The 21,941-nt window shown below is 64.2% G+C and carries 19 protein-coding genes and 1 tRNA gene; 12 read left to right on the forward strand and 8 right to left on the reverse strand.

Features of this window, described 5'->3' with window-relative positions; genetic code table 11:
* Positions 1-1,039: 1,039 nt before the first annotated feature.
* Entirely contained in the window at positions 1,040-2,104 is a 1,065-nt protein-coding gene (locus tag P6U30_RS32445) for a ketopantoate reductase family protein (protein ID WP_407166813.1), read from the reverse strand.
* 448 nt (positions 2,105-2,552) lie between these two features.
* On the opposite strand from P6U30_RS32445, the gene P6U30_RS32450 reads away from it, so the two are divergent.
* From P6U30_RS32450 to P6U30_RS32470, 5 genes are all read left to right on the forward strand, one after another.
* A complete protein-coding gene (locus tag P6U30_RS32450) occupies positions 2,553-3,791 on the forward strand; it encodes a branched-chain amino acid ABC transporter substrate-binding protein (protein ID WP_407166814.1) in 1,239 nt (412 codons plus the stop codon).
* A gap of 169 nt (positions 3,792-3,960) precedes the next feature.
* Positions 3,961-4,908: a branched-chain amino acid ABC transporter permease gene (locus P6U30_RS32455; RefSeq protein ID WP_407166815.1), complete on the forward strand. Its 948-nt coding sequence runs from the start codon at positions 3,961-3,963 to the stop codon at positions 4,906-4,908.
* Entirely contained in the window at positions 4,905-6,209 is a 1,305-nt protein-coding gene (locus P6U30_RS32460) for a branched-chain amino acid ABC transporter permease (RefSeq protein ID WP_407166816.1), read from the forward strand. The genes P6U30_RS32455 and P6U30_RS32460 overlap by 4 nt, the downstream gene beginning before the upstream one ends.
* The gene (locus tag P6U30_RS32465) at positions 6,206-6,955 is read left to right on the forward strand and encodes an ABC transporter ATP-binding protein (protein ID WP_407148562.1); all 750 of its coding nucleotides are present in this window, start codon (positions 6,206-6,208) and stop codon (positions 6,953-6,955) included. Before P6U30_RS32460 ends, P6U30_RS32465 begins: the two co-directional genes overlap by 4 nt.
* The gene (locus P6U30_RS32470; RefSeq protein ID WP_280975728.1) at positions 6,955-7,650 is read left to right on the forward strand and encodes an ABC transporter ATP-binding protein; all 696 of its coding nucleotides are present in this window, start codon (positions 6,955-6,957) and stop codon (positions 7,648-7,650) included. Before P6U30_RS32465 ends, P6U30_RS32470 begins: the two co-directional genes overlap by 1 nt.
* 118 nt (positions 7,651-7,768) lie before the next feature.
* Here the strand turns inward: P6U30_RS32470 and P6U30_RS32475 are convergent, their stop codons facing one another.
* Complete coding sequence (locus P6U30_RS32475; protein ID WP_407166817.1) at positions 7,769-9,397, reverse strand: peptidoglycan-binding protein; 1,629 nt, start codon at positions 9,395-9,397, stop codon at positions 7,769-7,771.
* A gap of 566 nt (positions 9,398-9,963) precedes the next feature.
* Here P6U30_RS32475 and P6U30_RS32480 point away from each other — a divergent pair.
* The gene (locus P6U30_RS32480; protein ID WP_407166818.1) at positions 9,964-10,470 is read left to right on the forward strand and encodes a hypothetical protein; all 507 of its coding nucleotides are present in this window, start codon (positions 9,964-9,966) and stop codon (positions 10,468-10,470) included.
* A gap of 488 nt (positions 10,471-10,958) precedes the next feature.
* Positions 10,959-11,201: a hypothetical protein gene (locus tag P6U30_RS32485; RefSeq protein ID WP_407166819.1), complete on the forward strand. Its 243-nt coding sequence runs from the start codon at positions 10,959-10,961 to the stop codon at positions 11,199-11,201.
* Between the two features lie 646 nt (positions 11,202-11,847).
* On the opposite strand, the gene P6U30_RS32490 is transcribed toward P6U30_RS32485, so the two are convergent.
* Together P6U30_RS32490 and cpdR are read right to left on the reverse strand one after the other, a co-directional pair.
* Positions 11,848-11,922 (reverse strand) — tRNA-Val (locus P6U30_RS32490).
* Between the two features lie 88 nt (positions 11,923-12,010).
* The gene (gene cpdR, locus P6U30_RS32495) at positions 12,011-12,370 is read right to left on the reverse strand and encodes a cell cycle two-component system response regulator CpdR (protein ID WP_280977984.1); all 360 of its coding nucleotides are present in this window, start codon (positions 12,368-12,370) and stop codon (positions 12,011-12,013) included.
* Between the two features lie 302 nt (positions 12,371-12,672).
* Between cpdR and P6U30_RS32500 the strand changes: the two genes are divergently transcribed.
* Together P6U30_RS32500 and hisN are read left to right on the forward strand one after the other, a co-directional pair.
* Complete coding sequence (locus P6U30_RS32500; protein WP_407166820.1) at positions 12,673-13,560, forward strand: N-formylglutamate amidohydrolase; 888 nt, start codon at positions 12,673-12,675, stop codon at positions 13,558-13,560.
* Positions 13,561-14,144: 584 nt separating this feature from the next.
* Entirely contained in the window at positions 14,145-14,924 is a 780-nt protein-coding gene (gene hisN, locus P6U30_RS32505) for a histidinol-phosphatase (RefSeq protein ID WP_407166821.1), read from the forward strand.
* 48 nt (positions 14,925-14,972) lie between these two features.
* On the opposite strand, the gene P6U30_RS32510 is transcribed toward hisN, so the two are convergent.
* Positions 14,973-15,620 carry a glutathione S-transferase family protein gene (locus tag P6U30_RS32510; RefSeq protein WP_407166822.1) on the reverse strand — a complete coding sequence of 216 codons (648 nt, stop codon included), beginning with the start codon at positions 15,618-15,620 and terminating at the stop codon, positions 14,973-14,975.
* 18 nt (positions 15,621-15,638) lie between these two features.
* On the reverse strand, positions 15,639-16,532 hold the full coding sequence (locus P6U30_RS32515; RefSeq protein WP_407166823.1) for a LysR family transcriptional regulator: 894 nt from the start codon (positions 16,530-16,532) through the stop codon (positions 15,639-15,641).
* Positions 16,533-16,623: 91 nt separating this feature from the next.
* Between P6U30_RS32515 and P6U30_RS32520 the strand changes: the two genes are divergently transcribed.
* A complete protein-coding gene (locus tag P6U30_RS32520; protein WP_407148569.1) occupies positions 16,624-17,376 on the forward strand; it encodes a sulfite exporter TauE/SafE family protein in 753 nt (250 codons plus the stop codon).
* Positions 17,377-17,411: 35 nt separating this feature from the next.
* Here the strand turns inward: P6U30_RS32520 and P6U30_RS32525 are convergent, their stop codons facing one another.
* Positions 17,412-18,047, reverse strand: a complete 636-nt coding sequence (locus P6U30_RS32525; RefSeq protein ID WP_407166824.1) for a LysE family translocator — start codon at positions 18,045-18,047, stop codon at positions 17,412-17,414.
* A 225-nt stretch (positions 18,048-18,272) separates the two neighbouring features.
* Between P6U30_RS32525 and P6U30_RS32530 the strand changes: the two genes are divergently transcribed.
* Both P6U30_RS32530 and P6U30_RS32535 read left to right on the forward strand, forming a co-directional pair.
* Positions 18,273-20,072, forward strand: a complete 1,800-nt coding sequence (locus P6U30_RS32530; protein WP_407166825.1) for an adenylate/guanylate cyclase domain-containing protein — start codon at positions 18,273-18,275, stop codon at positions 20,070-20,072.
* 78 nt (positions 20,073-20,150) lie between these two features.
* On the forward strand, positions 20,151-20,810 hold the full coding sequence (locus tag P6U30_RS32535; RefSeq protein ID WP_407166826.1) for a hypothetical protein: 660 nt from the start codon (positions 20,151-20,153) through the stop codon (positions 20,808-20,810).
* 34 nt (positions 20,811-20,844) lie between these two features.
* On the opposite strand, the gene P6U30_RS32540 is transcribed toward P6U30_RS32535, so the two are convergent.
* Positions 20,845-21,792, reverse strand: a complete 948-nt coding sequence (locus P6U30_RS32540) for an alpha/beta hydrolase (RefSeq protein ID WP_407148573.1) — start codon at positions 21,790-21,792, stop codon at positions 20,845-20,847.
* Positions 21,793-21,941 lie beyond the last annotated feature (149 nt).

Here is a 21,941-nt window from a genome sequence, read left to right on the forward strand (position 1 = left end):
GCATGACATTCTTCATTGTTGTTCTCATCGCCGCGCGCGGCTCAGGAGCTCTGTCGCAGAGCCCGCTGGTCTGATGTAGAGGACAATCTGTGCGAGAACCAGAGGGAGCGATGATGCGCGCGCGAAGAAATCCGAAGTGTGTTCCCGCTGCGTCTGATCGAACGATCTGTCACGGAGACTTTCAGAAAATTTTTTGGAAACGCACACTAGCGATTTGCAAGCACAATGTGTGAGCACGGCACATGACATATCAATCATCACACGTAGCCGATTCATCGCGCGCGCATGCTGCAACATTGATGCAGCGCGGATGTGACACATGGCCGCGCGCCGATCGCCCGTCCGCCGCGAGCTCACCGCATTGGTTTGCGACGTGCGTGACGCAAAGTTTTTTCGCGTAAGCCATTGTCGTGCAAATTGGTTCTAGAGCGATCTGTTCCCTGATCGGAACTCGCGGAGACTCCGACATCGAGATTGTTGCGAGATGAGCAAAGCAGAACTGATCGCATATCGATCAGTTTCCTCGCGGAGCTCGCGCTGATCGCCTCCGCCTTCCATGTGAGGAGGCACCGACGGACGAGCTCCCTCCCCATTGCGGCAATCGCATTTGAAAAAGCGCCCTGTGGCCCATCCTTCGAGACGCCCGCCTTTGGCGGGCTCCTCAGGATGACGTCTTGTTTTGCGGCACAATTGTAGACCCTCATGGTGAGGAGCGCCGCTTGCGGCGCGTCTCGAACCACGAGGCCGAGTACGTGCACAGCCGCTCAAGCCAGCATGCACGATCGCCCTGCTTTGCGGGGCACTGGGGAGAGGTAGCCACACGGCGTGCGTTCTTCGCATTCATCGCAACGACACGCGAACGCAAGTTGCGAGGACGATGCTCAGATCGATCATCTCGCCCGGGACCACCCCTCTCCCCAACCCTCCCCCGCAAGGGGGGAGGGAGCCTGAAGAGAGTGCTCACCTCACGTGCCGATGTCCGATCATCGCGCGCATTCGCTGCGGGATGACCCTGCCCTCGCGACGAACGCGCGCGTCGTCACTGCGCGCCGGAACCGCCTTGCACGATCTTCTCGTTGAGCTTCTGGTCGACGGTGTCGACCGTGCGGTCGATCTCCGCGTTCGGCGTGCCGAGCTGGTGCGAGATCAGCTTCACCAACAGATCGACGCGCTCGATGAACGGCGCGCCGGCGGCGACTGCGCGGGCCGCCGATGACGGCTTGAGCAGGCTTTCCGCCGCCTTGGCATATTTCGCGAACGGGACCTGGTCGGCAGGGTCGGCGCCGAGCTGCCGCGCGATGGCGTCGACGTGGTCATAGATCGCCTGCGAGCGCTTGAGATCGCCGTGCACCGCGTCGCGGATCGATTGCGGCTCGGTCGGCGTGATGCAGCGGTAGTTGCCGGTGAGCAGCATCGACCACTTCGCCAGCGGCACGAACAGCGACGAGAACACTTTCAGCTTCACCGGAACGTCGTGGCCGTCCAGCGTCACCGCGTCGATGTCGGCTTCCAGCTCGCGCAGCACCTTGTTGTGCTTGTCGTCGGCAAAGACCGCGGCCTTGAAGTTGGTCGGCAGGCCGACGTGCAGCACGTTGGCGGCTTCCTCCGGCGGACGGAAGGCCTGCGGATCCGGCGAGCACAGCGTGACCAGCCCCGGCTCGAAGCGCTCCCACACCTGCGCATTGGTGTAGGCCTCCTCCAGGTCCATGCCGGCGAGCGCGGGGATCCGCTTCAGATACGGCAACGGCGGCATGTTCATGATCGACAAGCACGGCAGCTTCGCCGCCGCGATCTTGATCATGAGAACGCGCACAGTGTGGTTGGTGTATTGCGGCTCCTGCATCGCAAGACCGACCATGTCGTAGCGCGACAGATCGACATCGGCGGGCGTCACCGCATCCAGCTTGCCCGGCAGATCGCGCGAGAGGATCGAGCGGTGGTTCGGCTCGTCGCGCAGCTTGATGCGCACGTCGGTGCCGTCGCGATTGATCAGCTCCGCCGTGTTCTTCCGGCACACCAGGGTCACGTTGTGACCCGCCATCAGAAGCTTGGTCCCCAGCAGGGAGCCATAAGAGGCTCCCAGGATCAGAATGTTGCGCGCCATGCTCTCTCTTTCAAAGCCGATGCCGTGTTGTCGTCAACGCCTGGGCCAGGCTTGGTCGGCAATGTCCGCGTCGGCGGACATCGGGCCCAGCTCTGGTATACCACGAGAGCAGCCCCATACCGCAAGGCCCGGCGGGTCCGGCGCGGAGCGACTGCCACGGCGCATGACCCGATTGGCGAAATCGTTGGGGAACAGCGGCTTACGTCAAACTTGTGGGCCGCCTGGCTGACGTGGCGCGGGCCTTATCCCGCGCCACGGGATGAGGCTATCCCGTGGCAAGCGTTTACCGAGCGCTTGCTCACTTTTGCCGCATGGTCGGGGACGAGCCATGCCCGAACCAGACTTGTCAATGACAGGTCCTTCGCAGTATCGACCCCTGATGTTGCGCTGCATGATCGGCGGGACACCTTACAACCAAAGTCAATCTTCAACGAGGAAACGACAAGACATGCGTTATCTTCCCTTCGCCATGGCTGCGGCCGTCCTGATGCTCGGTGGCGCGGCGTCCGCGCAGGAAACCTTGAAGATCGGCTACATCGATCCGCTCTCCGGCGGCGGCGCCAGCGTCGGCGAAGGCGGCCTGAAGACGTTCCAGTACCTCGCCGACGAGCTGAACGCGAAGGGCGGCATTCTCGGCCACAAGATCGAGATCGTCCCGCTCGACAACAAGACCAATCCGCAGGAAAGCCTGATCCAGGCGCAGAAGGCGGTCGATGCCGGCATCCATTACATCACCCAGGGCAACGGCTCCTCGGTCGGCGCAGCGCTCGAGGATTTCGTCACCAAGAACAACTCGCGCAACCCCGGCAAGGAAGTGCTCTACTTCAACTATGCCGCGGTCGATCCGAGCATGACCAACGAGAAGTGCAGCTACTGGCATTTCCGCTGGGACGCGAGCTCGGACATCAAGATGGAAGCGCTGACCAACTACATGAAGGATCAGCCGTCCATCAAGAAAGTCTACCTGATCAACCAGGACTATTCGTTCGGCCAGTCGGTGCGCACTGAGGCCCGCAAGATGCTCGCGGCCAAGCGGTCCGACGTGCAGATCGTCGGCGATGAGCTGCATCCGCTGCTCAAGATCACCGACTTCTCGCCCTATATCGCCAAGATCAAGGCCTCGGGCGCCGACAGCGTCGTCACCGGCAACTGGGGCCAGGACATCGCGCTGCTGTTGAAGGCCGCGGCCGACGCCGGCCTCAAGGTCAACTGGTACACCTACTACGCCGGCGGCGCCGGCGGGCCGACCGCGATCAAGCAGACCGGCCTCGATCACCAGGTGTTCCAGATCACCGAGGGCTTCGCCAACTCCGGCAACAAGGCGGCGATGGATTTCGAGAAGGATTTCCGCGCCAAGGCTAACATGTCGCTGTGGTATCCGCGCGCCGTCAACGAGATGCGGATGTTCAAGGCGGCGGCCGAGAAGGCCAACTCGATCGATCCGGTGAAGGTCGCGGCGGCCCTCGAGGACATGAAGTTCGAGGTGCTCGACGGCGGCGAAGGCATCATGCGCAAGGACGATCACCAGTTCTTCCAGCCGATCTACATCTCCTCGTTCGGTTCGCTGGCCGACAAGGCCAAGGAGCCGTTCGACGAGGAGAACACCGGCTGGGGCTGGCACCTCGTCTCCAAGATCGACACCGCGCATGCGATGGTCCCGACCACCTGCAAGATGAAGCGGCCCTGATCGGGGCCTGTCATTCCGGGATGGTCCGCAAGCACCAGACCCGGAATCTCGAGATTCTCAGGTGCGCAAATGCGCACCTTCGTTCGCGCGCTGAGGCGCGCGCCCCGGAATGACATGCAGTTCCTTTCGTTCGCACATCCCAATCGTTCTTTTCTTCCGCGAGTGTGCCTTGGCTGAGTTGATCGTCATTTCAACGCTCAACGGCGTCCTGTTCGGGATGCTGTTGTTCCTGTTGTCGAGCGGGCTCACCGTCATCTTCAGCATGATGGGCGTGCTCAACTTCGCGCATGCCAGCTTCTACATGCTGGGCGCGTTTTTCGGCTACCAGCTCACCCGCTGGATCGGCTTCTGGCCGGCGCTGGTGCTGGCGCCGCTGCTGGTCGGCGCGGTCGGCATGGCGGTCGAGCGCTACGGCTTGCGCAACACCCACAAGCACGGCCATGTCGCCGAATTGCTGCTGACCTTCGGTCTTGCCTTCGCGATCGAGGAAATCGTCTCGATGATCTGGGGCAAGAGCCCGATGGATTACCGGATTCCCGCGGCGCTCGACTTTCCCGCCTTCACCGTGTTCTCCACCAATTATCCGGCGTACAAGATCTTCATGCTCGTGGTCTCGGTCGTGATCTTCGTGGCGCTGCTGGTCACGCTGAAGCGGACCCGGGTCGGCCTCATCGTGCAGGCCGCGCTGACGCATCCGAGCATGGTCGGCCATCTCGGCCATAATGTCGGGCGCGTCTTCATGCTGGTGTTCGGGGTCGGCAGCGCGCTCGCCGGGCTTGCCGGCGTGATCGCCGGTCCGTCGCTGGTGACGCAGTCCGACATGGCGGCGCTGCTCGGACCGATCCTGTTCGTCGTCATCGTGTTCGGCGGCCTCGGCTCATTGCCCGGCGCCTTCATCGCATCGCTTCTGATCGGGCTGATCCAGACCTTCGCGGTCGCGCTCAACGGGTCGCTCGCCAGCGTGTTCGGTCCGCTCGATCCGAGCCTCGGCCCCTCGCCGCTCACCGACATCTGGAACGTCACGATCGCGCAAGTCGCGCCGATCCTGCCCTACGTGCTGCTGGTGCTGGTCCTGATCTTCCGCCCGATGGGCCTGTTGGGAACGCGCGAGTCATGACCAAACCCGTCACCCCCGCCAGCGCCGCGACCAAGCATGAGTCGGGCGGCGCCCTGAGCTTCTACGGCGTCTGGCTGATCGCGGCGATCGTGCTCGTCGTGCTGCCGCTCGTCTTCTCCTCCGGCGGCTCGCTGACCTCGTTCAGCCTGATCGGCATCGCGATCATCTTTGCGCTGTCCTACAACATCCTGCTCGGCCAGACCGGGCTGTTGTCGTTCGGCCACGCGGTTCAGTACGGGCTCGGCGGCTTCCTTTCGGTCCACGTCATGAACGCGGTGGCGAGCTACGACTGGCCGGTCCCGCTGCCCTTCATTCCGCTGATCGGCGGCATCGGTGGCCTTGCCTTCGCGACGCTGGTCGGCTGGGTGATGACCAAGCGCGCCGGCACCGTGTTTGCGATGATCTCGCTCGGCATCGGCGAACTCGTCGCCTCGTCGTCGCTGATCCTGCGCAGCGTGTTCGGCGGCGAATCCGGCATCACCACCGACCGCACCGCCCTGCCGCACATGTTCGGCTGGAGCTTCGGGCCGCAGCTTCAGGTCTATTACCTGATCGCCTTCTGGGTGATGATCTCGGCGATCGCGATGTACGCGCTGACCCGGACGCCGCTCGGCCGCATCTGCAACGCGGTGCGCGACAATCCCGAGCGCGTCCAGTTCATCGGCTATGATCCGCATGTGGTGCGCTATCTCGCCTACATGTTCGCCGGCTTCTTTGCCGGCATCGCCGGCGGCCTCACCGCGATCAATTTCGAGATCGCCAATTCCGCCTATCTCGGCGCGACGCAATCCGGCATCGTGCTGTTCGCCGCGTTCATCGGCGGCACCGCCTATTTCTTCGGCCCGATCCTCGGCGCCATCCTGGTGACCTATCTGCAACTCGGGCTGACCAACGTCACCACGGTCTGGCAGCTCTATTTCGGCATCATCTTCATCGGCATCGTGATGTTCGCGCCGGGCGGCATCGCCGGCATCCTGATGAAGCACCGTCCGTTGATCCGCGCGCGCACGCTGCACACCGTGATCCCCTCCTATCTCGTCGCCGCCGTCCCGACGCTCGCGTTCGCGCTCGGCATCATCCTCACAATCGAAACCGTCGCGCGCTACACGGCGAGCGAAGGCGAAGGCAACACCATCAATCTCGCCGGCATCCCGTTCGTCGCGACGGCGCCGACCACCTGGGCGGCCGCCGCGGTGCTGCTCGTCGGCGGCTTCCTGGTCGCCCGCATCACCTGGCGGCGCGTGGCGGAAGCCTGGGATCGCGCCGCGACGGTGGCCCGTGATCGGGGGTATCTCGCATGACCGCCGCCATTGAAGTCAAAGCCGTCGAGAAGCGCTTCGGCAATGTGGGCATCATCCGCGACCTCAATCTGAGCGTCGCGCAGGGCGAGCGCCATGCCGTGATCGGGCCGAACGGCGCCGGCAAGTCGACGACGTTCAACCTGATCAGCGGCCACATCAAGCCGACCTCGGGCGAGATTCGCCTCAACGGCGAGGTCATCTCCGGCCTGCGGCCGTTCGAGATCAACCGGCGCGGCCTGTCGCGCTCGTTCCAGGTCACCAACGTGTTCGCCCGCATGACGGTGTGGGAGAACGTCCGCTGCGCGGTGCTGTGGGCGACCGGGCACCGCTATGCGTTCTGGAAGAACGTCGACCATCTGCCCGAGGTGAAGCAGCGCACCGCGCAGATCCTCGACGACATCCATCTCAGCCACCGCCGCGACGTGCCGGCCGGGCTTCTGACCTATGCCGAGCAGCGCGAGCTCGAGATCGGCATCACGATCGCGAGCGGCGCCAGCGTCATCATGCTGGACGAGCCGACCGCGGGCATGAGCCACGCGGAGACCGAGCGCGCCGTCGCGCTGATCCGCCGCCTCACCGAGGGCCGCACGCTCGTGATCGTCGAGCACGACATGAGCGTGGTGTTCGGCCTCGCCGACCGCATCTCGGTGCTGGTGTACGGCAACATCATCGCCTCAGGCACGCCGGACGAGATCCGCGGCAATCCCAAGGTCAAGGAAGCCTATCTCGGCGAGGAGATCGACTGATGCTCGAGGTCAGGAATCTTCATGCCTATTACGGCAAGAGCCACATCCTGCAGGGCGTCGACCTCGACATCGCCGCCGGCGAGGTGGTGAGCCTCTTGGGACGCAACGGCGTCGGCCGCTCCACCACGGTCAAGGCGATCATGGGCGAGGTGCCGCCACAGGGCACCATCCGCTTCAAGGGCCAGGATATCGCCGGCCTGCCGAGCTACAAGATCGCGCGCCTCGGCCTCGGCTACGTGCCGGAACACCGCGACATTTTCCCGGGCCTGACGGTTCGCCAGAATCTCATCCTCGGCATCAAAGATCCGCGCCGCCCCGGCAAGTGGCGGCTCGAGGAGATGCTCGACATGTTCCCCAATCTCGCCCGCCGCGCCGACACGCCGGCCGGCGTGCTGTCGGGCGGCGAGAAGCAGATGCTGACCACCTGCCGCACGCTGCTCGGCGACCCCGAATTGATGATGATCGACGAGCCGACCGAAGGGCTGGCACCGCTGATCGTGCAGCAGGTCGGCGACCTCATCGCGCGGATCGCGAAGGCCGGCGTCGCCATTCTCCTGGTCGAGCAGAAGCTGTCGATCGCGATGAAGATCTCGAACCGGGTCTACATCATGGGCCACGGCCGCGTCGTGTTCGAAGGCACGCCCGATCAGCTCAAGTCCAACGCCGCGGTCCGCGAGGAGTGGCTGGAAGTGTGAGCCGCGCCGATCGGCTGCTTGCGTTCGCGCATTGAGCGAGAGATCGGCCGCACCGTCTCAAGAACAGAGCCCCAGAAAAAGAGAGCCCCGCTTTGCAGCGGGGCCCTTATTCAACAGCCTATTTCCGATTGGAGTTATGCTCCGGCATCTGCGCGCCCTGCCCTGAGCCTGACGACGGCGGAGAGCTGTTCTGGCTCGGCTGATTGGACGGCATGTTCTGATTCTGACTTCCGCCCGGCCGGCTGCCGCCCTGACCGACAGTGGACTCGTTCTGCGGAGCGGCTCCCGTCGTATTCTGCTGCGGGGCCTGGGTCCCGGTCTGGCCGGGTGCCGACCGGTTCTGTGGCGAGTTCGCCTGGCCAGTTGTTTGGCCCGGCTCGTTCTGCTGGGTGCCGCTCTGGCCGGTCGTATTCTGCCTTGCGCCACCCTGGCCGACCGTCGATGCCCCTTGTCCCGCGCCCTGACCGATCCTGTCCGACAGACCCAGCGCGGTGACCGTGCGCGTATCAACGCTGCCGCTCGTCGCGATGCCCTGCCGGCGCTGGAACGTGATCAGCGCCTCGCGGGTCCGGGACCCGAGCACGCCATCGGCCTCGCCGACCAGCAGGCCGCGATCGATCAGCACCTGCTGCACCTCGCGGATCTGCTGCGGGTTCAGGTCCATCGCCGCAACGTTACTCCTGCTGCTGCCGCCACGATGGCTGAACCGCGTCCGCGGTCCGACCGGCACCACGTCGACAACCCTGCGGTCCCTATCGACGAATACGACTTCATCCTCGACGATGAAGAAGCTGTCGTCCCGATAAAATGGGAACGCATCGATCAGCGCCGGGAAGGCGGCCACCGATACGGCGTTGAACCTCGAAGGCACCACCACGCCGCGATTGACCGAGAAGTTGATCGAGTTGACGTTCACGCGCGGCGCGTTACGTGCTGACAACACCGAACGCTGGATCGTGCTTTGCTGTTGCGCCGTCACGGTGCGCCCGGCCTCGGTCTGGACCGTTGCGTTCGATTGGGTCTGAGCGGCTGTGCCGGCTTGCCCGGTGGTCTGCCCGGCGTTCATCCGGCCTTGCGTCGTTCCAGGCTGCTGCGTGGCCGCGCCCGTCGTGCCCTGGCCGGCTCTCGTGCTCTGACCGGTCGTAGTCGTGCTCTGGTTTGTCGCCGCGCCCTTGCTCTGGCCCGTCGTGGTGCCCTGAGTTCGGTTCGTGCGGTTCTCCGGCTGCTGCTGGCTTTGCCGGGTTGCGCCGCTACCACGCTGGCGGGTTTCGGACTGGCCAGTCTGCTCGCGCTGGTTCCGGCCCTGTCCTGTGGTCTGTTGTTGCCGGCCCTGATTGCGCTGGCTTTGCGTTTCGCTTCGACCGCGCTCTTCTGCGCCGCGGGCTTGCCCGGTGGTCTGACCCTGCATGCGTCCGCCGCGCTCGGTTGCGCCACGGCCCATCTGGGTTTGACCTTCTGCTCGTCCGCCTTCTCTCATGCCCTGTCCGCTGCCCTGTCCGCGGCCTACGGTCATGCCTTCGCTATGCCCCGCGCCCGAAGGACTTCCCTGCATGGCGCCACCGGAGCGGCCGCCCGAAGGGCTCGCTGACATTCCGTGCCCGCCGCCGCCAGTTCCAGCGCCGACGCCGCCGCCCCCACTCATACCGCCACCGCCGCCTTCCCGCATGCCTTGCGCCGATGCGAGACTGACGCCGGCCAACAGCACGGCCGTCGTCAACAGAAACCTACTCTTCATCCTGTTCTGCATTGCCGATCCCTCCTGAAATTGGCGGCTGCTCCGTTTGCGAACGCTGACGCCAAAGACTGGCGCTGCCGTCGCTGCGCAGCCGCGCTCCAACAAGGCCCGACGAGATACGCGGCACAGGCGTGCACACGGCTCGCCGGTGAACTGCCTTGCTAGAAAACAGCGGTGCTATCGGCCTCGTTCCAAAACGGAGCCGTAGCGCGACATTTGGTGCACCCCCGGGGGGAACACCTGCGGGATCAATGGAGACGCGGCGTTGGCTCCGTCCCAGGAACCATTTGCTCGTTTTCCGTTTGGGGACCTGACGTCACAACGATCCCGCTCGACGCGTCCGCGCGTATCGTTTCCGACGCAGCCGAGGATGTCGGAACAAGTTGCGTTCCGATGCGAGCCGTTGTGCTCGCCACCGGGTACATCGTCAGCGGGTAGGCAGGTACGCCCAGTGCTCGCCTTGCAAGCGCGATCCGACGAGCGCGCGTCCTGTCTCCGCTATCGATGCGCTGCGATTCGCAACCAATGCCATTCCGCCTCGTTGAGGGGGTTGGGCAACCACGACTCAGGAGAAGCTTATGAAGAAGACAGCCCTTGTCCTTACAACTGTCGGCGGACTCGCCATGAGCACAATGGCGGCTCCGGCGCCCGCCGAAGCACGCGACGGGTGGGGAGCCGCGCTCGCAGGCGGACTGGTCGCCGGCGCTGTCGTCGGAGGGCTCGCCTCATCAGCCTATGGCTGGGGTCCGGGATATGGCTATTACGGCTACGATGGCTATGCGCCTGGGTACTACTCACCCGCTTATTACGGCAGCTACGGTTACGGCGGGTACGGTTACGGCGACTATGCGTACGACGATGTCGCGCCATATCGTTGGGGCGCAACCACCACGACATACTATTCCGGCGCAAGGCCGGCTTATTACGGCGGCTACGGCTATCGTCGGGCTTATTATGGCACCGGCTATCGTTCGTATGGCACCGGCTATCGTTCGGCGTCTTACGGCTACCGCTATCGTCACGCGGTCAGACCGGCATTCGCCTACTACAGGGGCAGCTACCCGGGCCGGTATCGTCACTGGTAAAGTCGAACGAGAAGCCCGCGTGCCTACGCGGGCTTCTCGCTTGAGGTTTTGGAATCGCGCTCTTCGCTCGTACGGGACGCTACGCTGGTGCCGCCGCAATGCTGCGTTCGGTTCCGATTGATCTTCGCTTGTCGGCACCCGCCAATCATCTCCGCGCTCAACCACGCTCACCCAAATGCGCCGGCGGCAGTCTCGGCGTCCGCTGTGAAAGACGGCCTCGCGCCGGCGACGCGCGGGCCAGGTCGGCAACGTTCCCCGGCGATGACGGTCGACACACTTGGCGAGGCCAGTGTCTGAGGGTGTGTGCCATCCGCCACCACCGAGGAATGTTCAACTTGAGACGAATTGGGTGAGCCGGCAACGCGCGTTGCTGTTTTGGTTGTGTATCAGTTGTGGTGCAATCGCGACGAGGATCGGCCGTTGGAGATTGCAACTCGGGTGTGCGATTGGCACGATCTGCACTTCCATCGCACATGGGTTGTGCTTTGATGGAACGCTACCTCGTCGGATCGGCACGGCCCCACAGCCGCGATCCCGGTCAATCCGACAAGCGGCAAAGGCGGCCCCGGCGCATTTCCCCTTTCCACACGTCGGGGCCGCCGCAAGCTTCGGACGGCACTAAGATGATGAAGGAACGAACAAGCACCGATTGGGTCATTATCGCCGCAAATTGCTGGCTCGCATTGCTGGCGGTGGCAATCTTGCTGGTCGCATTGCATCCGGAGGTGTAGGCCCAGAAAGCTGCCCGTTCGCTTTTGGCAGGATCTGCACTTGCGCCACGCACCGGCCGTGCTCTCCTAAACCACTACCTATCCGTTCCAACGGACTGATCATGGGTAGCAACTTCGGCCCCGACGACATCCTCTTTCGAACCTCCACGTCGGGGCCGTTCTTGTGACACCCGCGGGTGCGGCACGCGCAACGCTGTAAGAGTGTGCAGCGCTTTCCGAAAAGATCAGCTCGAGTCTGCCGCTTGGTACCCGAGCGCCATCGTCGAAAAGCAGATCACTGAGTTACCCGGTCGGCGCAGGCCCTCTCAGCCGTCATGCCCGCGAAGGCGGGCATCCAGTACGCTGCGGCCTCTCGCTTCAAGTCCTGACGTCTCTGGAATACTGGATCACCGGCATGCGCGCATGATGACGCCGCGCTGTTTGACAGGTTGAAGCCAGATTACCTTCAGCCGGCGTGGCTGCGCTACGCGAAGCATCTGGTGGATCGGGAAAATGTGGCTTGCCGAGCCGAAGCTCGCGGCAGCGGCCCGCCTGCGCCCAGCGTCATCGTCCGTCTTCGCTTTCACTGCGTTCAAGCTACGCCGGACACGCTTCGATGACGGTCTTCGGCGTGGCCGCGCCACGCGAAGCCCGTCAGGGCGAAGCGTGGTGGGTGCGACAGGGATCGAACCTGTGACCCCTACCATGTCAAGGTAGTGCTCTCCCGCTGAGCTACGCACCCCAAAGTCGTCTTCGTCGTCTTGGGTCGGGTCCCTATAACGGACCCCGGCGGGGCAGGCAAGGATACAAAATGCGAGATTTCGTCTGAATCAGGCCGCCAGCAACTTGTTCACCTCGCTGACCAATTCCCGCAGGTGAACAGGCTTGGCCAGGACCTTGGCGTTTTTCGGCGCTTCCGAATCGGAATTCAGGGCCACCGCGGCAAAGCCGGTGATGAACATGATCTTGATGTCGGGGTCGAGTTCCGAGGCGCGGCGCGCCAGCTCGATGCCGTCCATCTCCGGCATCACGATGTCGGTGAGCAGCATCTCGAACGGCTCCTCGCGCAGCCGCTGATAGGCCGACAAGCCGTTGTCGTGCGGCGAGACCTTGAATCCGGCGTTTTCCAGCGCCTTGACCAGGAAGCGGCGCATATCATTGTCGTCTTCGGCGAGAAGGATTTTCGGCATGGCGGGAAACGTCGAATCCGGCTGGAGGTTCAGTTCGAACACTAAGCCCGACAGACGGTAAATTTCGGGTGAAATTTGCGCCTGCCAGTCGGCGGAGACCACAGTCTATTTGTGGACCGATCCACGCATCGAATCAACCTGCTGCGGCATTTTCTGCGCTCAGATCCATTCCAACACGCGCCACACTCTTTTCACTTGGCAGAATGATCGTGATTACGGACAATATGCGCCCAGAAATCTCCGCTTTTCCGGCAGAATCGATTTGGCTCGGAGAGGCGGACGCAAGGGACGGCGCCAAGGGAATGACCGAGTCTGCTGGCGAGTTGTCGCCCCCGTTCGAGATCGTCGAGCCCGACGTCTGGCGCGCGCCGATCATCTTCAATTCCCCGCACTCCGGCTCGGTCTATCCGGCCGCATTCCTGGAGGCGTCGCGGATCGATCTCGCGTCGCTGCGCCGTTCCGAAGATTCTTTCATGGACGAATTGATCGCGGGCTTGAGCGAGCGCGGCTTCCCGACCGTGCGCGTCAACTTCCCGCGCTCCTACGTCGATGTGAACCGTGAGCCCTATGAGCTCGACCCGCGCATGTTCACCGGGCGACTGCCGAGCTTCGCCAATACGCGCTCGATGCGGGTGGCCGGCGGACTTGGCACCATCCCGCGCGTGGTCGGCGACGGCCAGGAGATCTACCGCGAGCGGCTCGACGTCGACGAGGCGCTGACCCGGATCGAGGTGCTCTACAAGCCCTATCACCGCGCGCTGCGCCGGCTCATCAACAAAGCCCACCAGGCGTTCGGCGCGGTGGTGGTGGTCGACTGCCATTCGATGCCGTCGATCGGAGTGTCGCGCGACGAACCACGGCGGCCCGACGTCGTGATCGGCGATCGCTACGGCACGAGTTGCGCATCGCTGCTGCCCGATCTCGTCGAGGAGATCATGAGTTCGCTCGGCTACTCGATCGGACGCAACAAACCCTATGCCGGCGGCTTCATCACCGAGCACTACGGCAACCCGGCGAGCGGACTGCACACCGTCCAGGTCGAGCTCAACCGCGCGGTCTATATGGATGAGCGGCGCCGCGAGCGCGGCTCGCGCTTCGCCCAGGTGGCGGCGGACTTCGCGACACTCGCCGACGCGCTCGCCAAGATCCCGTTCAGCGATCTCGGGCCGTTCCAGGCCGCCGCCGAGTAGGATGACATCATCCTTTCGTCACTCGCACGGCGAAGTCCTGAACCAAGAATCCATCTGCGGGCGGTCGCCTGCGGCGAAATGAATCTTCGCAGTGCTGGCCTGGGATCAGCGGAAAAGGCGCTGGATAAGAAAAAAGGGCCGCTTGAATGAACAAGCGGCCCAAGTCTAGGGAGGAAACGCCCAAGGAGGGCAGCGATAGCGCGAGGCGCTACCGCACCGCAACAATATGCGGCCGCGCTGCACAAAACGCAAGACTTTTCGAAACATTTCCTGCGCTATCTAGCGGAGGATGGCGAATATGCAACAGCCACCGTCCAGAGCATTTAGCTATTTGAAATCAATAGCTTGCGAAAGATCGATCTTTCTGTTCAGCGTTCCGCGCATAGCTTGTATACCAGAACTCGCAACTTCGTGATCGGCGCTCGGGCCGGATAGCTTTCGAAAGTGAAGCCGATTCGAAAGTCCGGAACCCGCGATCAGGATGGGAAAAACGCTCCGTTCATCGTGCGCGCCACGCTGGATTGAGCTAGGCAAGACCAGCATCGATTTCCACCCAGCGCCGTGCGCTTTGCCAAGGATCTGCCGTGACGGTCATCGACTTTACAGCCTTCATCGGGCGCCTCGCGACCGCATCCGGCGAAACCATCCTGCCGTTCTTCCGGACGTCGCTCTCGATCGACAACAAGAGCGCCAGCGATTTCGATCCCGTTACCGAAGCCGACCGCGCCGCGGAGGCCGTGATGCGGCGGCTGATCAAGTCCAATTTCCCCCAGCATGGCATCGTCGGCGAGGAGTTCGGCAACGAGCGCGAGGACGCCGATTACGTCTGGGTGCTCGACCCGATCGACGGCACCAAATCCTTCATCGCGGGCTTTCCGATCTGGGGCACGCTGATCGCGTTGCTACACAAAGGTATGCCGGTGTTCGGGATGATGCACCAGCCCTATATCGGCGAGCGCTTCTCCGGCGACAACGGCTCGGCGCACTATTCCGGCCCGTCGGGCGAAAGAAGGCTCTCGGTGCGGCGCTGCGCCTCGCTCAAGGAGGCGACCGCCTACACTACGAGCCCGCTGCTGATGAACGAGGCCGACCGCGCCCGCTTCGGCCGCATCGAGGCGATGGCGCGGCTGACGCGCTATGGCGGCGACTGCTACTCCTATTGCATGCTCGCTGCCGGCCATCTCGACCTCGTGGTCGAGACCGAGCTGAAGCCCTACGACATCGCCGGACTGATCCCGATCGTCACCGGCGCCGGCGGCATCGTCACCACCTGGGAAGGCAAGCCCGCGCAGGCCGGCGGCCGCATCATCGCTGCCGGCGACCCGCGCGTGCACGAAGCGGCGATGAAAGTGCTCAATGCCTGAGGTCTTGAGTTGCGACGCCACCGATCTGCGCCCATCCCGACCGAGTAGCTAATAGTCGAGCCGGCCGCGCAACTCCTCGAACGGAATCATGACGTGGGTGCGAAAGGCCGGACGCTGCTGCAGCCGGCGATACCACTGTTCGACCGCCGGCAGCGACGGCCGCGGAATCTCCAGCTCGAAGTAGCGGTAGAGCGACGTGCCGGCCGTGATGTCTGCGAGCGACAGCGCGTCGCCGAGCAGGAACGGCCGGTCCGCAACGAGGCGCTCGAGCTTGGCAAAGTGGCGTTCGCAGCGCGCCAGCGCGGCGCGGATCGCCGGCCAGTCGCGTTGATCCTCGGGCGTGCGGAAGAAACCCCAGAACACGCCGCCGAGAAAATCCGGCTGCAGCGCCGTCTGCGACCAGTCCATCCAGCCGTCGACCTGCGCGCGGTCCGCGGGATCCTCGGACCAGAAGCGCCCGGCACCGTGACGGGCGCCGAGGTAACGCAGGATGGCGTGGGATTCCCAGACGATCGCCTCGTTGTCCCTGATCACGGGCACGCGGCCGTGCGGGTTCATCGCGAGGAACGCCGGCGCATCGAGCCCGCCAAACGAGCCGCCGGCATCAATGTGCTCATGCGCCAGATCGAGCTCGCCGACCAGCCACATCACCTTCTGGACGTTGAACGAGCTGCGCCGTCCCCACACCTTGAGCATCACGATCTCCCCGCTCGGTCAGCGTTGCACTTCGGCCCGCAGATAGTCCACGAGCTGCTTGGCCGGTCGCGGCAACGCCCTGAAGCTGCGCGCGCAGATCGTCAGCCGGCGGTTGGCCCAGGCGTCGCGAATCCGGATGGTGACGATCGGCATCGCCGCCGCGCAGCGCCGCGCGGCGGTTTCCGGAACCACGGCGACGCCGACGTCGGCGGCCACCATCTGGCAGATGGCGTCGAAATCGCGCAGCCGGGCGCGGAAGCGCAGCCGCGCGCCAAGCTTGGCCGCATGCTTGGACACGTGCAGTTGCAGCGCGGTCGTTGCCGTCAGGCCGACGAAGTCGCGGTCGACCACCTCGTGGAAATCGATCTGGCGGCGGTTGCCGAGATCGCTGCGCCGCGCGGCCACCAGCATCAGCCGGTCCTCGCTGAACAAAAAGCGCTCGACGCTGTCGGGCAGGGCGTGTTCGGCGGCGAAGCCGAGATCGGCGGCGCCGCTCGCGATCGCGGTCGCGATATCGGTGCTCTCGCGCTCCTCGACATCGACATTGATGTCGGGATGTTCGTGCAGGAAGTGGGCCAGCGCCCGCGGCAGATGCTCCGACAGCCCCGAGGTGTTGGCGAGCAGTAGCACGCTGGCACGGACGCCGCTGGCATAGGCGGCGAGATCACCCTGCAACGCCTCGACATTGTGAATCACGATGCGGGCATGGTCGAGCAGGCTCTCGCCGGCCGCGGTCAGCTCGACGCCGCGGCGGCCGCGCTTGAGCAGCGCGACACCCAACGCTTGCTCCAGGCCCTTGATCCGTTCGCTGGCCGAGGCCAGCGCAAGGTTGGCCCGCGTCGCGCCCTGCGTGATGCTGCGCGCATCGGCCACGGCGATGAACAATTGCAAGTCGATCAGGTCGAAGCGCATGACGTTTCCCGCCCCGTCCTTCGGGTCATCCGAAGGCTAACTCCGTAACCTCCAGATTGTGCCGATCGTGCCCGTCGGTCAATGTCCCGCCATGCTCGACCATCTCCTGATCTTCATCGCCTTCGCCTTCCTGCTTGCGGGCTTCGTCAAGGGCACGCTCGGCCTCGGCCTGCCGACGGTTGCGATGGGGCTGCTCGCGGTGACGATGCCGCCGGGCCAGGCGATCGCGATCGTGATCGTGCCGGCAATCGTCACCAACATCTGGCAGACCTTTGTCGGTCCCTATCTCCGCGACATCCTCAAGCGGCTGTGGCCGCTGATGGTCGGCACGGTGGTCGGCATCTGGCTCAATGCCGGGCTCCTCACCGGACCTTACGCGGCCTATGGCACGGTCATCCTCGGATTGCTGCTGGTGATCTACGCGATCGTCGGCCTGAGCAAGTTCCGCTTCAAGGTTGCGCGGCGTGACGAGAAGTGGATCGGCGGCATTGTCGGCGTCATGACCGGATTGATCTCGGCCGCAACGGGCGTCCAGGTCATTCCCTCGATGCCGTTCATGCAGGCGATCGGGATGGAGAGAGACGAGTTGGTGCAGGCGCTCGGCGTTTTTTTCACCACCGCAACTGTTGCGTTGGCCTTCAACCTCACCGCCGCGGGCCTGTTGACCGCGGCCACCGCACTGCCCGGCGCGGTGGCCATGGCCGCATCCTTTGTCGGGATGTTCATCGGCCAGGCCGTCCGCTCGCGGATGGAGCCGGACGTATTCCGCCGCTGGTTCCTGATCTCGATGATCCTGCTCGGCATCTATCTCGCCGGCAGCGCGCTGCTGAAGCTGCACGGGTAACTGCGCCTTGCTCTTCGGACGAGCCGAACGCCGTGCTAGCGCGCTTCCAGCATGGCGACGCGGAAGCCCAGATAGATGAAAAGGCCGCCGAGCGAACGGTTGATCCAGGTAATGACGCCGGCGGATTGCCGGATACGACCGGCGGCTCGCGATGCAAACGCCGCGACGCCGAGGCACCACAGCGTGCCGTTGACGATGAAGATCAGCCCCAGCACCAGGAAGGCGAGCGGCTTGTGCTGCGAGTCCGTCGCCACGAATTGCGGCAGGAAGGCCAGGAAGAACAGCGCCACCTTGGGGTTGAGGATGTTGGTCAGCGCTCCCTGCCAGAACACCCGGGAGATCGAGGTCTCGCCGCCCGGCGTCGCGATCTCCGCGATCGGCTTGGCGCGGGACAGCAGCATCTGCAGGCCGGTCAACACCAGATAGGCCGCACCGACCAGCTTCACGACCAGGAACGCGGCCGACGACGCCATCAGCAGCGCCGATAGTCCGATCGCCGCGCCCAGCACGTGAACCAGGCAGCCGCAGCTAATGCCGATCGCGGCAGCGGCCCCGCCGCGCCATCCGAGTTGGATGCTGCGGCCGATAATGTAGGCGGTATCCGGCCCCGGGGTGATGTTGAGCACCAGGCCGGAGAAAATAAACAGCCAGAGTTCGTGAATTCCGAGCATCTCAGCGACACTAACCTATGGCGGTAAGAAAGCGGAAAGGATCGCGCCATCCGAACGACACACGAATCCGGTAGAGAACTGGACCATCGCGTCGGTTCGTAGCATGCCATTCCTGCTACAATGCATTATAGCTGCCTGTAAACCGAACTTCCGCCAGGCCCGGCATGTCTTGTAAGTATTGGATTCGGTCACGTCGGCTGAGTGGCCATCCAGGGCACAGGAGACATGGAGAGACGGCTCGCTGCCATTCTTTGCGCTGATATCGCCGGTTATTCCCGCATGATGGGTGCCGACGAGGCGGGCACGCACGCCTCCTTCAAGGCCCATCGCAGCGCGATCTATCCCATCATCCTCAACCATGGCGGCCGGATCGTCAAAAATACGGGCGACGGCTTCCTGCTGGAATTTCCGAGCATCATTGGCGCCATCGAGGCCGCGGTCGCGATGCAGACCCTGATGGCCGAACGCAACGAGCACCTGCCGGCCGATCGCGCCATGCATTTCCGGATGGGCGTCCACATGGGCGACGTCATGGCCGACGAGGACGAAGTGTTCGGCGACGACGTCAACATCGCTGTCCGCCTCGAGACGGTCGCGGCCCCCGGCGGCATCGCGGTGTCGGAGAAGGCCCGCACCGAGGCGGGGCGGCGGCTTGCCGTCACCCTGATCGACGCCGGCCCGCACCGCTTCAAGAACATCGTCGAGCCGATCAATGTCTGGACCTGGTCGCCGGCGGGATCGGACGTCCAGGAGATGCCTCCGCAGGAGGGGCCGCACCTGCCGGGCCAGTACCGGACCGCGATCGTCGGCGTGCTGCCATTCGACAATCTCAGCGGCAGCGCCGACGAATATTTCTCCGACGGCCTGACCGAGGATCTGATCCACGCGCTGTCGCTGCAATCCTTCTATCGCGTGCTGAGCCGGAACTCGACCTTCGCCTACAAGGGCAAGAACGTCAGCACCCGCCTGATCGCGCGCGAGATCGACGCGACCTATCTGATCCAGGGCTCGGTGCGGCGCGCCGGCAACAAGATCCGCGTCACCGCCGAATTGATCGCGCCGGAGAAGGGCGAGCAGCTATGGACCGGGCGCTACGACCGCGACATGGGCGACCTGTTCGCGATGCAGGACGAGATCACGGCCAACCTCTCCGCCGCGGTCGCGCAGGAAATCTATCGCGCCGAAGCCTCCGCGCCGGCACGCTCGCCGAATTCCGAGTTGACGGCGTGGGATCGCTTCCTCAAGGGCCTGTCGCACTATTATCACCAGACCAAGGATGATTTCGAAACCGCAATCGCCCTGTTCAGGGAAGCGATCGAGCTCGATCCCGGCCTTTCGATCGCGCGCGCCTATCTCGCGCTGATCCAGATCCAGGGCGTCCAGTTCGGCTGGATTCAAAGCACGCGCGAGCTGTGGGCATCATCGGTCAGCCTGGCCGAGAGCAGCGTCCGGCTCGACCCACGTTCGTCGTTTGCGTTTTCGCTGCTGGCCTATCTGCACGCCATGCAGGGCCATTACGAAGCTGCGATGGACGCGATCAAGCGGGCAATCGAGCTCAATCCCTACGACATGGGCGCGCGCGGCGTGCTCGGGATCTGCCACATGGTGATCGGTGACCATCGCAGGGCGGTCGAGTTGTTTTCGGCGGCAGTCCAGCGCGGCAACAGCGACCCGCGCTATCAATGGGCGGCGCTGAACGCGTTCAGCCATTACCTGCTCGGGCAATATGACGCATCGCTGTCGTGGTCGCGCGAGGCGCTCTATCTCAACCCGAACCACCTGCAGGGGCTCGCAATACGCGCCGCAGCGCTGGCTCAACTCGGACGTTCGAGCGAGGCCAAAGAGGCGGCCCAGGCGTTGCTGGACAATTATCCGAAGCTGACGGTCGAACGGCACTTGCGCAATTTCCACTGGAAGAACCCGGCGGATATCGCCCATTATCGCGAGGGGCTCTTGAAAGCCGGCGTCCCCTTCGGCAAGCTCGCCTTGGTTGCATCTGCGTCAAAATTCGCCGCAGATTCCTGAGCCAATTCATCGCTTGGCAACTGGTGGTTTTTGGCAACTGGTGGTTTTTGGACTGAAGACGTTTCAGGATGTGGTTTCATGCCCGATCTGGCCGCGCGCGAGGCGCCCGCCCCGCAGGTTTCACCCGATAATCCCTGCCCGTTTCTGCGCGCGCTGGTCGCCGGCAACCATGTCGGCAGCCATGTCGTGCCGCTGCCCGAGTTGACGCGGACGATCGACCGCACCACCGGCAAGACCGGGCTGCCGGCGCTGATCGCGGGTGTGCAGATCTTCCTGGTCGCGCAGATCGCAAACGGACTCGGTCCGTTGAGCCAACTGCGCAGCCTGATCAAGGGCGCCATCCTCGACGAGTTGCGCAACGGCCCGCTCGACAAGCACGGCGCCGGCTCGCGCATCCTCGACCAGCACGCCGTGGTGCATGAGGACGAGATCACGCGCCTCGCCACGTTCGGCAAGGACTACAAGAGCCCCGACGGAAGCGTCGAACGCGGGCTGTCGGCGTCCGACATCAAGGCCTTCATGGCCGCCAATTTCCAGCGCTCCAAGGATGAGCATTCCTGGACCTACGCAATCCGGCGCTGCTATTACCCGCTGCTGATGCTCGGCGAGTGGCCGGTGCTGCTCGACATCATGGGCAAGGGCGAAGGCCGTGATCGCTATCTCAGCGTCGCCGAGGTCAGGACGTTGTTTGTCGAGCGGCGCTTTCCCGACCGGATCGTCGCGCTGCTCAATCGCTGAGCCGTCGACTTCGCAAGATCGATCTTCTGGCCGTTCACTTGAACAGCGGCGTGCCCGGCACGAAGGCGTCGAACGCCGCCCAGAATTGCGCGCGGTAGCGATCCTGCTCCTGCAGGATCTCGTGCTTGCAGCCGGCGATCACGAGATGCGAGCCGGCGCGCAGATGATAGGCGAACTCCTCGATCGCCGGCGTCGAGACCACCTCGTCATTGCTCGCCGCGATCATCAGGATCGGCTGGCGGATGTCCGACGGATAGGACAGGCCGCGGAAGGTGCGCATCGCGGTGAATGCGGTGTCGGCCCAGGCGACCGTCGGCGCCGCGATGCCGAGCGTCGCGTCTTCCTCCAGGATCGCCGCGTTGCGGGCGTACCGCACGGGATCGCTGGTCAGGGGATTGCCGGCGAACTCGGACAGGCCGACGAGCTTGTCGCTGCCGCCCGGAACATAATTGCCGCCCTGCCCGGTCCATCGCATCAGCCGCAACAGCGCGCTCGGGAAGAAGGACACGCGGCGGCCCGGCAGATCGATCATCGGAGCCGAGAGCACCATGCGGTCGAACCAGCGCTTGCCCGCATGCGCGAGCCGCAACATCACCGCTCCGCCCATCGAATGCGCCAGCGCGAAATAGGGCGGCGGACAATCCGGCAGCACCACCTGCTGCACGAAGGCCTCGACGTCGATCTCGTAGTCGGCGAAGTCACGCACATAGCCCTTGCGCCGATCGCGCAGCCGCCGCGACGAGTGACCCTGCCCGCGCCAGTCGATCATCGCCACCGCAAAACCGCGGTCGCGCAAGTCGCGCACGGTTTCGAAGTACTTTTCGATCATCTCGCCGCGCCCGGTGAACACGCAGACCGTGCCCTTGCGGCCGGGCGGCGGCGCCCAGCGCGCGAAGCGCAACTCCGCTCCGTCCGGGGTCTTGATCATGCCGCTGACGACGTCTTCCGGAACCGGATTGGCGGGAATCGAGACCAGTGTCATGCAGGGAACCTGGAGAAGCGGGGATCAAGGGCGCCGGCGCCAAAAAGCGACGCGCTTTCCGCCTCTTGAATGCGACATAGCCCCTCCCATATCACTCAAGTGCAGGCCGCTACCAGTGTTTCGGAACCGGAACATCAGGCTGCACACAT

The organism is Bradyrhizobium sp. ORS 111 (assembly GCF_045571485.1).
Lineage (GTDB): Bacteria > Pseudomonadota > Alphaproteobacteria > Rhizobiales > Xanthobacteraceae > Bradyrhizobium.

Bases quoted from the DNA above. Each gene is read 5' to 3' on its own strand.
- cpdR (WP_280977984.1), bottom strand. From the start codon at position 12,370: ATGCCGAAAATCCTTCTCGCCGAAGACGACAATGATATGCGCCGCTTC.
- P6U30_RS32510 (WP_407166822.1), bottom strand. From the start codon at position 15,620: ATGCTCAAGGTGTGGGGACGGCGCAGCTCGTTCAACGTCCAGAAGGTG.
- P6U30_RS32535 (WP_407166826.1), top strand. From the start codon at position 20,151: ATGCCCGATCTGGCCGCGCGCGAGGCGCCCGCCCCGCAGGTTTCACCC.
- P6U30_RS32500 (WP_407166820.1), top strand. From the start codon at position 12,673: ATGACCGAGTCTGCTGGCGAGTTGTCGCCCCCGTTCGAGATCGTCGAG.
- P6U30_RS32445 (WP_407166813.1), bottom strand. From the start codon at position 2,104: ATGGCGCGCAACATTCTGATCCTGGGAGCCTCTTATGGCTCCCTGCTG.
- P6U30_RS32520 (WP_407148569.1), top strand. From the start codon at position 16,624: ATGCTCGACCATCTCCTGATCTTCATCGCCTTCGCCTTCCTGCTTGCG.
- P6U30_RS32540 (WP_407148573.1), bottom strand. From the start codon at position 21,792: ATGACACTGGTCTCGATTCCCGCCAATCCGGTTCCGGAAGACGTCGTC.
- P6U30_RS32480 (WP_407166818.1), top strand. From the start codon at position 9,964: ATGAAGAAGACAGCCCTTGTCCTTACAACTGTCGGCGGACTCGCCATG.
- P6U30_RS32450 (WP_407166814.1), top strand. From the start codon at position 2,553: ATGCGTTATCTTCCCTTCGCCATGGCTGCGGCCGTCCTGATGCTCGGT.
- P6U30_RS32460 (WP_407166816.1), top strand. From the start codon at position 4,905: ATGACCAAACCCGTCACCCCCGCCAGCGCCGCGACCAAGCATGAGTCG.
- P6U30_RS32530 (WP_407166825.1), top strand. From the start codon at position 18,273: ATGGAGAGACGGCTCGCTGCCATTCTTTGCGCTGATATCGCCGGTTAT.
- P6U30_RS32515 (WP_407166823.1), bottom strand. From the start codon at position 16,532: ATGCGCTTCGACCTGATCGACTTGCAATTGTTCATCGCCGTGGCCGAT.
- P6U30_RS32525 (WP_407166824.1), bottom strand. From the start codon at position 18,047: ATGCTCGGAATTCACGAACTCTGGCTGTTTATTTTCTCCGGCCTGGTG.
- P6U30_RS32485 (WP_407166819.1), top strand. From the start codon at position 10,959: ATGGAACGCTACCTCGTCGGATCGGCACGGCCCCACAGCCGCGATCCC.
- P6U30_RS32470 (WP_280975728.1), top strand. From the start codon at position 6,955: ATGCTCGAGGTCAGGAATCTTCATGCCTATTACGGCAAGAGCCACATC.
- P6U30_RS32465 (WP_407148562.1), top strand. From the start codon at position 6,206: ATGACCGCCGCCATTGAAGTCAAAGCCGTCGAGAAGCGCTTCGGCAAT.
- P6U30_RS32475 (WP_407166817.1), bottom strand. From the start codon at position 9,397: ATGCAGAACAGGATGAAGAGTAGGTTTCTGTTGACGACGGCCGTGCTG.